Source organism: Calothrix sp. UHCC 0171 (assembly GCF_034931845.1).
Classification (GTDB): Bacteria; Cyanobacteriota; Cyanobacteriia; order Cyanobacteriales; family Nostocaceae; genus Brunnivagina.
Map to the genome: position 1 here is coordinate 1 of NZ_JAYGHN010000020.1, position 11,039 is coordinate 11,039.

General features: G+C 37.6%; 9 protein-coding genes. 8 read left to right on the forward strand and 1 reads right to left on the reverse strand.

Annotated features, from left to right (window positions below; genetic code table 11):
• Positions 1–427: 427 nt before the first annotated feature.
• The 4 genes from VB733_RS15895 to cutA all read left to right on the forward strand — a co-directional run bounded on the left by VB733_RS15895 (position 428) and on the right by cutA (position 3,563).
• Positions 428–1,513: a c-type heme family protein gene (locus VB733_RS15895; RefSeq protein ID WP_323341035.1), complete on the forward strand. Its 1,086-nt coding sequence runs from the start codon at positions 428–430 to the stop codon at positions 1,511–1,513.
• A gap of 56 nt (positions 1,514–1,569) precedes the next feature.
• Positions 1,570–2,397, forward strand: coding sequence for a MinD/ParA family protein (locus VB733_RS15900; RefSeq protein WP_323341036.1), 828 nt, complete (start codon positions 1,570–1,572; stop codon positions 2,395–2,397).
• A 449-nt stretch (positions 2,398–2,846) separates the two neighbouring features.
• Positions 2,847–3,110, forward strand: a complete 264-nt coding sequence (locus tag VB733_RS15905; protein WP_323341037.1) for a hypothetical protein — start codon at positions 2,847–2,849, stop codon at positions 3,108–3,110.
• Positions 3,111–3,248: 138 nt separating this feature from the next.
• The gene (gene cutA / locus VB733_RS15910) at positions 3,249–3,563 is read left to right on the forward strand and encodes a divalent-cation tolerance protein CutA (RefSeq protein ID WP_323341038.1); all 315 of its coding nucleotides are present in this window, start codon (positions 3,249–3,251) and stop codon (positions 3,561–3,563) included.
• A gap of 153 nt (positions 3,564–3,716) precedes the next feature.
• On the opposite strand, the gene VB733_RS15915 is transcribed toward cutA, so the two are convergent.
• Positions 3,717–3,983 (reverse strand): hypothetical protein, encoded by a 267-nt coding sequence (locus VB733_RS15915; RefSeq protein WP_323341039.1) that lies wholly within the window; start codon positions 3,981–3,983, stop codon positions 3,717–3,719.
• A 429-nt stretch (positions 3,984–4,412) separates the two neighbouring features.
• Here VB733_RS15915 and VB733_RS15920 point away from each other — a divergent pair, with 429 nt between their 5' ends.
• The 4 genes from VB733_RS15920 (at position 4,413) to VB733_RS15935 (ending at position 10,961) form a co-directional block, all read left to right on the forward strand.
• Positions 4,413–5,831, forward strand: coding sequence for a hypothetical protein (locus tag VB733_RS15920; protein ID WP_323341040.1), 1,419 nt, complete (start codon positions 4,413–4,415; stop codon positions 5,829–5,831).
• Between the two features lie 69 nt (positions 5,832–5,900).
• Positions 5,901–7,190, forward strand: coding sequence for a DUF1822 family protein (locus VB733_RS15925; protein WP_323341041.1), 1,290 nt, complete (start codon positions 5,901–5,903; stop codon positions 7,188–7,190).
• Positions 7,191–7,579: 389 nt separating this feature from the next.
• Complete coding sequence (locus VB733_RS15930; protein ID WP_323341042.1) at positions 7,580–10,063, forward strand: CHASE2 domain-containing protein; 2,484 nt, start codon at positions 7,580–7,582, stop codon at positions 10,061–10,063.
• Positions 10,056–10,961 carry a hypothetical protein gene (locus tag VB733_RS15935; RefSeq protein ID WP_323341043.1) on the forward strand — a complete coding sequence of 302 codons (906 nt, stop codon included), beginning with the start codon at positions 10,056–10,058 and terminating at the stop codon, positions 10,959–10,961. Before VB733_RS15930 ends, VB733_RS15935 begins: the two co-directional genes overlap by 8 nt.
• Positions 10,962–11,039: the final 78 nt, after the last annotated feature.

The window sequence follows — 11,039 nt, forward strand, 5'->3', positions numbered from 1 at the left end:
TTAAGATATATTTGTTTAGCGAAGTCGCATTTTGTAAACCATTTATTGTTTGTTTTGGTTTCGTTTGCTGCGGTTCGTTTCGCTTCATGTGTTCATAGTATTCAATTCGCCAACTGTTGTGCATCAGGAGAAAGTTCGGATTGAAAACAGCTTTTTCTCCATCGAAGCGACTCCAACTTTAGTTGGAGACAGGAAATAATACCAATTCTCCAAAAGAAAGTAACAGATGATGACGCGGGGACACGGAGATGGAGAGACACGGAGATTTATTTTATGTGTTGCCAGATTTGGGAGAAGCGATATAAATAGGAGGAGAAACAGGGAGGAAGACGGGAGAACGCAGTGATGGCAGGACATTTGACCAAAATTGCACGAGTTAACTATTCCCAGATATATAGATGTAAAGAGCGTTGATAGAGACTGGGAAATGTTACATCGTCTTAAAATTGCTAATTTTAATATTGATAAATGGAAACTAGGCTCTCAATTTACATTGCTTTTATCAATAATCTTTGTGGCTGGGATAATTCTTGGTGGTATATCCTTATCAAAAGCTTTAGAAAATAAGGCTCAAGAGGAAATGAGCGATCGCGGACAGATGGCGATGCAACTAGTTAATGCTGTTAAAAGCTATACAACAAACGATATTGCACCTTTACTTGCAGAAATTGCTCACCCGGAAACTCGTTTTATCCCCGAAACTATACCCAGTTTGTCAGCCAAACAAGTAGTTAAGAAGCTGAGACAAAATTGGAACTACAAAGATTTTATTTATAAAGATGCAACACTGAATCCCACAAATATGGAGGATCAAGCCAATTTATTTGAGGCTAGATTAATTGAGCGATTTATAGGCGATCGCAATCTCAAATCCCTTTCTGGTTTCCGCTCCCAAACTGGTACAGAACTATTTTATATTGCTCAACCTCTGGCTGTGACAGATGCGAGTTGTTTGCAGTGTCATAGTTCCCCAAAAGTTGCTCCTCAAAGCCACATCAAAAAATATGGTACGCAAAATGGTTATGGTTGGAAGTTAAATCAAATTATTGGTACTCAGATAATTTATATTCCTGCGAGTAAAGTTTTTCAGGACGCTCGTCAAGCTACTTATTTATTTATTGGTATCTTTATTGGCATTTTTGCATTAGTGATTGTTTCTATTAACTATTTACTGAAATGGAGAGTGATTCAACCTCTGAAACCAATGGCAAAACTTGCTCAACGTATTAGTTTAGAAAATGTCAGTGCTAACGAGGTGAGAGCTTTAGAACGTCAAGGACTAAATCAAATCGCCCAACGTAACGATGAATTGGGACAACTAGGAAAAGTCTTTCAAAAAATGGTGCATGAAATATATACACGTGAACAACAATTAGCCGAGCAATTACAACAACTACAGGTAGAGATTGACCAATCTAAAATTATCAAAGAAGTTGCGGAAATAGCCGAAAGTGATTATTTTAAAAAGCTCCAGCAAACTGCAAAGTCTATTCGGAATGAATGGAATAAATAATTCGTAATTGGTCAATTCTCACTCTCCCCCATAATAATTAATTAGGACTTAAAATCATGGCGAAAATTATATCAATTCATTCCTTTCGAGGTGGTACTGGTAAATCTAACGTTACAGCGAATCTGGCGACTGTTATTGCCCGCACAGGATGCAGAGTTGGGATTGTGGATACAGATATTCAATCTCCAGGAATTCATGTTCCTTTTGGTTTAGATGAATCAAAAGTTAAATATACATTGAATGATTACCTTTGGGGACGTTGTGCGATCGAAGCGGCAACTTATGATGTCAGTTCTGTGTTTACAAGCCGACAAAAACAGAATTGGTTTAATAAAAACCCAGGTAAAATCTATCTAATCCCCTCAAGTATTAAAACTGGTGAAATTTCTCGGATTTTACGTGAGGGTTATGATGCTCGTTTACTTAATGATGGATTTCGTAATTTAATGCAGCGTCTAAAATTAGATTATTTATTCATTGATACTCACCCTGGTATTAATGAAGAAACACTACTGTCGGCGATAATTTCTGATGTTCTTGTGGTAATTTTACGTCCTGATAAGCAAGATTATCAAGGAACAGCCGTCACAATTGATGTGGCGCGTAAATTGGATGTTCAGAAAATGCTTTTGGTTGTCAATAAAGCTTTACCCAGTCTCAATCCCGAAGCCTTAAAACAGCAAGTTCAAGCAACTTATAGCGTTCCTGTTGCTGGCATTTTACCTGTATGTGAGGAGATGTTTCATTTAGCCAGTAGCGATATTTTCTGTTTACGTTATCCAGAACACCCTTGGACTAACGTAGTCAGTGGTATTGCTAAACAATTGATTGATAATCATAAACTTTTAAATCCATCATTTTCATTGGGAAGAATGAGGAGTTAAAACTTTTTTAATGCGAGTAAGCTGATGTGCAGCTAAATCATATAAGTCAAAAACCCAAAATAATTGTAGTGCGGAGAGGAGTTTCCGGGGAGATGTTCTTCACGGAAAACTCCGGGGCATCTTGCCCGCGTCTCATATACAAATTAAATACGCAACAGCTTATGAGGAATCCAGTTTGACTGATGAAAAAAATTAAGTAACGCATCATTGATAAGTATTTGCTGCGTTATGCTGTCACTAAAGTAACTACGTATTTATTCAAATATCAAATTGGATTTCTGCATAATCTTTACATAACCTTTATGCAACCTAATTTTAACCGGAGTTAGATAAAGTAATAGGGATATTTATCAAGATGCTGGTTTTTTAATCACAAATTACTCAACAATTTGCTTTGGAAATTTGTTTTTGAGAAGCTTAAATCTTTATGTAGCAATTGGTATGGAATAGTGGCAGAGTTTAATCAGAGTGATAAAGATAATTTTTTATACCCTCGCCGTCCTTACCACGGTGACTTTACGCCGGAAAACCTAGCATTTAATGCGAATCTCCAGGAATTTGCACAAAGGGTTGGCTACATTACTGACTTAGAGACAGCCGGAAAAATTCCCTCGGAAGAAGCTTACAGACAGATAAAAGAACTGTGGACACAATTCAATAGTAGTAAAGAAGAACTGGGAATTGGCAACAACACTCCTCCAGAAGCAACCTAATTCTCTTTTACCACTTTGAATAACAAAAACTCAAACACTTTTCACTATGGTTGCAGATGCATATTCTGGTAATTTAACAACAAGTGGTAGCAATTTGGCTATACATCTGCAAAGAAGCGAAATTAATGGAAACACTGCATGGAACCTGTTTTTGTTTACGTCACTTGTAAAGATCGTGCTGAAGCCATTCAGGTGGGTAAATCTTTGGTAGAAACTCGTCTCGCTGCCTGTGCCAATGTAATTGATGGGATGGACAGCATTTATTGGTGGAAAGATCAATTGGAGGTAGCTAAGGAAGCGATTTTGATTTTGAAATCACGCCGTGATTTACTGGAAGAGCTAACGAAAAAAGTCAAATTGGAGCATAGCTACGAAGTGCCTTGTGTGGTAGCTTTGCCAATCACAGGAGGAAATCAGGATTATCTGGATTGGCTCCTCGCGGAAACATCATAAATCAGTTTTGATATTCTTACGTAAAGACACTCTCTGTTGAATTATTCTACCTACGATCGCATTCGTTAGATAAATAAATATAAAATAATAAAAAATATAAATGCCCTTGATATAATTCACGAATCAACCAAGGGCGATTTATTCAAAGTAAATTTAGCTAAATACCAAGGCTGGCTCTTCACAGAAATTGAACACAGCAGAATCAGATTCTGTTTCATCTTCATATGTGCAGCAAATATACCATTCGCATGGCGATTCATTTGTATATTCTGCCCAAGCAATTGTGATTGTTTCTCCTGGTGGGATACCTTCATCTCCCAAGGTGAACTCTTTCCAGTCTTCGTCGTCTACAGATGCCCAAAGCTCTGTAATTGCTAAGTCTGTTTCATTTGTAACAGTAAAAGTGAATTGGTCTGACATAATTAACCTTTCGGTGATAAATCAAGTGTCAATTTACAGTCATACATTATACTCATGACTTTTCGGTGGTGTCAGGCTGTAGTAGTCAAAGTCATTGCTATGGTTTGACTTAAAACTTTTATTTCTAAGGATTACCGTAATTTTTTAGAAATATTATACTTTTATTAAGTGCGATCGCTTGTTTGTAAAGGCTTCTCTTTGTCTGTAATATCACTGACTAAGTTTTATTTTTAAATACTTAAGATTTTATTTTCCCACTGATAAAATCGCATCAAAAATCCATCATGCAGAAATCCCCAAATTTTGCATAAGCTGCCAAGTTGCAGAAATAGAGGAATAGTAGCACCACAGAAATGCTGTCACCCCGAAAATTGCATTTATACGAAGGAGGTGGAAGAATAAAAGTGATTGGCATTGAGTAAATTTACTGTGGCTCTAGTATCAAAGTATTGTGAATTTGTCAAGCTAGACTCTAATAGTAATCGCCGGGTTGAAATGATTGCCGTAGCTCAAAACTATTTACAAAAGCATTTTTCAGGGTTATCAGATATTGCCGATGCCGCAGTTCAACGCAATTTGTGGCAGCAAATGCAATCTAAAAATGCTAATAGTGAGGATGCTTACTTAGCAGAAATCTGTCTGCGTTGCTACATTTCTCACCAGGTATATCAAGTGTGTTTAGACTTGGGGATGAAATTCGGAAGCTCGAATGGCTTTGATTATAAGGATTTACTGCCGTTTGTGTTGGATGATGAAGTTTTGGCAATGGTGCAGCGAAGCTCAAGAAGGACTCAAGTTAATTCTTATCAATCTTTGGCGACAACGGTTTTAAAGACTTTCGATCCAGTTAGGGGTTCGTTGAATACTTGGGTTAATCGTTATGTCAAACAGCAGCCGGAACTGAAGCGCTTTTTGCTTCAGCATGGTGTGTTTTTAGTTAGCGATTGGGCTTTATTAAACGATACAAATTCTAAAGAAATCCATAGAATTCTGACGAGTATGTATGGTTTAACTGCTTTGGAGATTGAGCAAACCTGCGAACTTTTGGTAAGTTATCACGCGATTTACCGGGAAGAACGTTTGCAGCAGCGTCTTCATGGTTCAACTTTGCCTTGCCAAGTGCCAACATCGGCACAGCTGACTCGAATTGCCAAGCATCTGCAAGGGGCAACTGGGAGGGTTTTGAGTGGGGATGCGGTTTTGAGACAATTACAAGCGATCGCAGCTAAACTCAGACGTTACCGGATTGCAGCCCAGGGGGGTGCAGTGAGTTCGGTTTCTTTAGATCGTCCAGAAATTCAACCGTTAGTGGAAAGTTCTGTGTCTACGCAGGAGGATGGAGAAGAGATTGAGTTTTTGCGGCTGTATCAAAAGCAGTTTGTGGCTTCTTTAGATGAAGCGATCGCGGTTGTTGTGGAAGATTTTATCATCAGGTTACAACGCAAACGCCAATCTGTGGAAGAATCTTTTGTGACGGCTTTACATCTTTTTCACTGTCAAGGGCGATCGATGAATCAAATTGCTCCGCAAATTGGTTTGAAGAAGCAGTATGAAGTCACTCGATTTTTAAAATTAAATGAGTTGCGTGCAGATATTCGCCAAAAGTTACTGATAATTTTACGTTCGCAAGTGTTGGAAATAGCTAAATCATTTACAGATTCACAAAGTTTGCAAAATTTGGAACAAAAGGTAGATGCAATTTTAGATGAGCAAATTTCTAGCATTATGGAAGAAGCCCAATCTGAGGTGAGAAATCCAGTTCGCGATCAACCTTTAAAGGGTATGTTATCCCGTCGATTATGTCATTATCTCGATTTGAGAAAGTCAAGGCATAAATTTTCCAGTTAAGTTTTTCAATTGTAGCTAGCAGTAAAAAAGTAGAAAAAGTAAAAATTAAATAAATAGGAATAAATATGTATGATTTACCAACCTCCTCCAACACCTGATTCTCATGATTTTGATTTACTTGATTGGTATTGTTTTAACGATACGAGAATAGAATTGCAACCAGCAGATTTACAACAAGCTGCAAATTTGAGTCAATCAATACATCAACCTGAACAACGCTGGCAAGTTTACCTTTGTGCTTTAGGTGTTTTGGGTTTTGCACAATGGTTACAAGAACGGGACAGTAATTTAATAATTAATATTAATCAAGCTTCAATTTGGCAACCTCCACATGCAAATTTAGTAGCAGCAGCTTGTAAAATTCAAGTTGGTAATTTCCAAGTTTGTCTTGTCACTGCGAACAAATTTAGCAACCAACATAGCTTTCCCTTTGCAGTTTTTGATGTTCCTGAACTGGCAGCACATTTCTATGTGTTGATGCAAGTTGATGAAGAACAAAATCAAGTTGCTATCTCTGGATTTATTAACTACGAACAATATCTTCAATATCAACATTCTGCCCATCCAGAAATAGAATCAGATTGGACTTACACATTGCCAGAAAGCATCTTTAACCAAGATGTCGATAAATTACTGTTGAATCTTCGTTGTTTGGATGCAGAGGCAATTCTATTACCAATCACTGCCACAATTCCAACTGAGAAAGTAATCGCCCTACAGCAAAAATTAGAATCAGTAAAATCCCAACTCCAAACCAAAAAACTTTGGGAATTAATCACCCCAGCAGAAGCTCAAGTGTTGTTGAATAATCCAGAATTAATTAACTGGGTATATAAAGCAACAACCCCATCAATTATTCAACCTCTAATTAACGTCGGACTCTGGTTACAAAATCAAATTGATAATGTTGCTCAAGAACTAGGCTGGATGCTGATGCCTTCAGTGGCATTATCGCAAATGCGCGATTTTAGTGAAGGTTTTGATGCCATTCGCTCTACTTTAGAAACCAAAGGAGTTTATATTCCCCTAACAGCAGGTGGTGCTTTCCGGGACTTGGATTCTGAATGTGGAAGTTTGCGCCTTTACGCAATTATGTGGATATTGGATGAAACTTCCGATACCCAGGAATGGGTGCTATTAATTGCCTTGGGTTCCCAACCACATACAGCAATGCCACAAAATATTAAGTTGGAAATTCACGACGACACTCAAATATTAGTTTCCGAATTTTTTGCAGACTCTAGTAAAGGTATACCTTACGGGAGAGTCATTGGCGATGTCAACGAAAGATTTCAAGTAACAGTAACTATCGAAGATGCAGTATTTGAAATTCCACCTTTTGGTATGGGTTGGGAATAGAGAGTAAAGAATGCAAGATATTAAGAAAAATTAATGGAATTATGATTGGCGCAAAAAATAATAATATTTAATTATATAGATGTAGCCGTTTTCCATAGTTTCTAAAAGTTGATATTTTTGAGATGATTTTTGTATTAATTAGAGGTTATGTATAAAGTAAACCTTAAGACCAAAGGAACCCGGTTTATTGGATTTAAGTATCGAGCATCATCTGAATTTTTGATGAGAAAGCAGGTTCCTCCCTGCACGACTATCCTTAATATTTACTTTATAAATGCTTTTTAATAAATCAAATATAAAAAAATAAATCAAAAAATAAATCAAATATAAAAAAATTAAGTTCTCTTTAGTTCTCGCCTACCAAAAATATTAACTGCTAGATGAAAACCATGAAAACCAATACCCAAATATTCAATCTCAAGGTGCAAAAAATCGAGCAAATATGTTTATTTGAATTGTCCTGGGGACAAGGGCAAGTGCTGAGGAATCAAGTAAGCTATCCAGCGAATTTAACGCAGTTTTATCAAGATTGGCGACATGCATATCTCAATTTTTATAAATCAGAAATGCAGGAAATAGTTGCAGACAGTGGCATCTTTTTCCAACCGGATAATCTGCGGGGACGAGCTTTAGATGCTGGGATTGCTCCAGTCAGTATCGACTGGCACGCAGAACTAGTTAAAACAGAAAGTAAATTAATCTATGAGTTTAATCGCTGGTTGAGAAGTGCGGAGCTTTATGAAATTCGCGCTCAAATTGCCCGAGGAAGTCAAGAATCAGCAAAAGAAGATATCACCATCAATCAAACAGTACAAATTTTTCTCACTTGTGCCCCAATTGAAATAGAACGTTTTCCTTGGGAAGCTTGGGAAATTGGGACAGAATTTGGCAGTATGAGAACGATTGAATTAATTCGTGCGCCCTTAAATGTTAATGTTGAAGCCACAACCTCGCAACTCAAGCAAACTAATCGCAAGACAAGAATTTTAGCGATTTTGGGAGATGATACAGGACAAAATTTTCAAATCGAAAAAGTAGCTTTAAAAGAATTACGAAAAATAGCAGATGTCACATTTGTAGGTTGGCAACCGAATAAAAATGCTAACGAAGTCAGACAGGAAATTGTTGATGCGATCGCAGATATTAAAGGTTGGGATTTACTATTTTTTGCGGGACATAGTGACGAAGCGGAAATAATTGGGGGAGAGTTAGGAATTGCTCCAGGAAAATCAATTTCTATTAATGAAATTGCCCCTCAATTAAGTGCAGCCAAAAAACGTGGTTTAAAGGTGGCAATTTTTAATTCCTGTAGTGGATTAAGCATCGCCAACAGTTTAATTGATTTAGGTTTTAGTCAAGTAGTTGTCATGCGCGAACGCATTCATAACCGCGTCGCCCAAGAATTTTTAGTCAGGTTTCTGCAAAGTTTAGGCAAACATCTCGATTTGTACGAATCCCTGGCAGAAGCAAGGCAATTTCTGCACTTAGAGAAGAAACACACTTACCCATCTTCTTATTTAGTTCCCTCACTTTTCTGCCATCCCGGAGCAAAATTATTTCGCATCCCCGCCTATGGTTGGAAACATCGACTCAAACAATCTCTACCAAATTATACTGAAGCGATCGCCATCACTGCGACTCTGATTTTGAGTTCCCTTTATCCTGTGCAAGATTTTCTCCTTGATGGCAGATTATTTCTCCAAGCTGCTTACCGTCACACTACCAATCAAATTCCCAGCGAAGAAGCTCCCCCAGTTGCCTTAGTCCAAATAGATACTCAATCTATTAATCGCCGTAAGCTTTCCGCTCCGGAACTATCCCCGCTCAATCGCAGTTACATTGCCCAATTGATGGAGCGAGTGAGAAAATTAAATGCATCTGTCGTTACTTTAGATATCTTTGTCGATACACCCCAAAAAGAAATACCATTAGCCGATAAAGAATTGGGAACCGCAGTCAAGCGAGCAGTCGATCAGAATATTTGGACTATCTTTGCTACAAATCTTGATCAAGACAAAACCAAAGAACTAGAAATCAATCAAGCTAACGGAATTCGCGATCGCAATTGGACTATACAGGGTTATAGTGACGCAAATCCTTACTTCGTTGAAGTACCCGATAAAAATCAACGTTGTCGTCAAAAATGTCCAATTTCCTACTTGATGGCACTAGTACATACTGCCAAGCAAGAAATCACCGACTTACCCCAACCAAAAACAAGTGGAAAAGTTGATTTACGCACTCAATTGCTAGATGCGATCGAACAAAAGCGATCGCCCAAAGGTGACTTAAACAGACTTTTGCAATGGCAACCATCTTTAGGATTGCAGCCAATTGTTGATTTTTCTATTCCACCCAATCGAGTCTATACCAAAATTCCCGCTTGGGAATTGCTAGAAACTCCTGATATCAATAACAAGTATCCATTAATTAAAAACCAAGTCGTTTTAATCGCAGTTGGGGACGATGAACGTTTGGGAATGTCAGCCAAAGAACCAGATCGCTCCCCAACACCTTCGGCAATGAGCTACTGGACTCAACAGCCTTGGTTAACAGGGGGTGAATCGTTGGCATACATGACGCACCATTTCTTATACCCCCAGCGTTTGGTGACACCCATACCAGATTTGTGGGTTGTTGGAGTTGCCCTAATTCTCGGAAAAATTGCGGCAATTTTACTCAGACAACAGTCTCCATTACATCCACAACTACGGCTCAAAATTCTAATTAGCACTCTCGGTTTCGTGGCTTTTTACTTATTGGCAACATTGCAAATATATATATCTGCGGCAATTTTATTACCGTGGTTTTTACCATCATCAGCATTTTTAGCTTATGTAATTCCCGCGATTAGGAGCAAAAGATATGTTTAATTTCAAGTTTAATTTGAAAAGTACAGGCAAAATTACAGGCAAGACCGACACAAATAAAATACAAACTGCATTTAATTCCCAGATAAAGTCATCTCAAATTAAAATTCTCACCTTAACTTTTCTGGTGACAGCTTTTAGCAGTATCAGTAATCAAAGTTGGGCAAAATCAACAATAACCCTAAATTATAAATCTCAAGATTACAAATCTCAAAATATACTAATTGCTCAACAATTTACAGGTTGGGTTTCCAAACTTTTTGGGAAGCGTCCGACCAAAACAAATAGCGCCAGAAGTCTGATTTGTCCTGTTTCTCCAGGTTTAGTAGATAACCTAATTATTTGGCATGACAAACCATTATTTTTGTGGCATGGGCAATTAGAGCCAGAGAAATTACCAGAAGCAAAGTTAATTGTTCGCGAATTTGAAACTCAAAAAGTTGTTTGGGAAACTGACATTAATATTACACAGCAAAAAATCTTATATAAAGGAACCAAACAACTCCAACCTGGTAAATTATATCAATGGCTAATTACCCAAGAACTAATTACTCAAGAACTAAGTACCCAAAAAGCCGAGGAAATTATCAAGCCTACACTCTTTAGAATTATGTCAGCCGCAGAACGTGATAAAATAAATCTAGATTTGCAAGAAATGGAAGTAAAACTAAAAGCAAATAAAGCTTCTTCAGAGGAAATTGCATTAAGAAAAGCCGAATATTTCCTCAATTACGAAGTTCCGAATCAAAACACAAATAAATCTACTCATCTTTGGTCGGATGCGATTTTATTATTTTATAGTGTGGAAAATCCCTCCCCATTATTGCAGCAAGAACGCGAAAAGTTACTGAAAGATATTTGTGAACCATCAGTTTCCACAAATAGACCAATATCATTGTAGCTTCCACTATAGCTAAAACTTCCGGGAGCATCCCAAATGTGTAAATTGTTTTTTTTTGTAGTGCGGGCTTCTAGCCCG

Coding starts and splice junctions, on each gene's coding strand:
- VB733_RS15895 (WP_323341035.1), top strand. CDS start 428: ATGTTACATCGTCTTAAAATTGCTAATTTTAATATTGATAAATGGAAA.
- VB733_RS15900 (WP_323341036.1), top strand. CDS start 1,570: ATGGCGAAAATTATATCAATTCATTCCTTTCGAGGTGGTACTGGTAAA.
- cutA (WP_323341038.1), top strand. CDS start 3,249: ATGGAACCTGTTTTTGTTTACGTCACTTGTAAAGATCGTGCTGAAGCC.
- VB733_RS15915 (WP_323341039.1), bottom strand. CDS start 3,983: ATGTCAGACCAATTCACTTTTACTGTTACAAATGAAACAGACTTAGCA.
- VB733_RS15925 (WP_323341041.1), top strand. CDS start 5,901: ATGATTTACCAACCTCCTCCAACACCTGATTCTCATGATTTTGATTTA.
- VB733_RS15930 (WP_323341042.1), top strand. CDS start 7,580: ATGAAAACCAATACCCAAATATTCAATCTCAAGGTGCAAAAAATCGAG.
- VB733_RS15935 (WP_323341043.1), top strand. CDS start 10,056: ATGTTTAATTTCAAGTTTAATTTGAAAAGTACAGGCAAAATTACAGGC.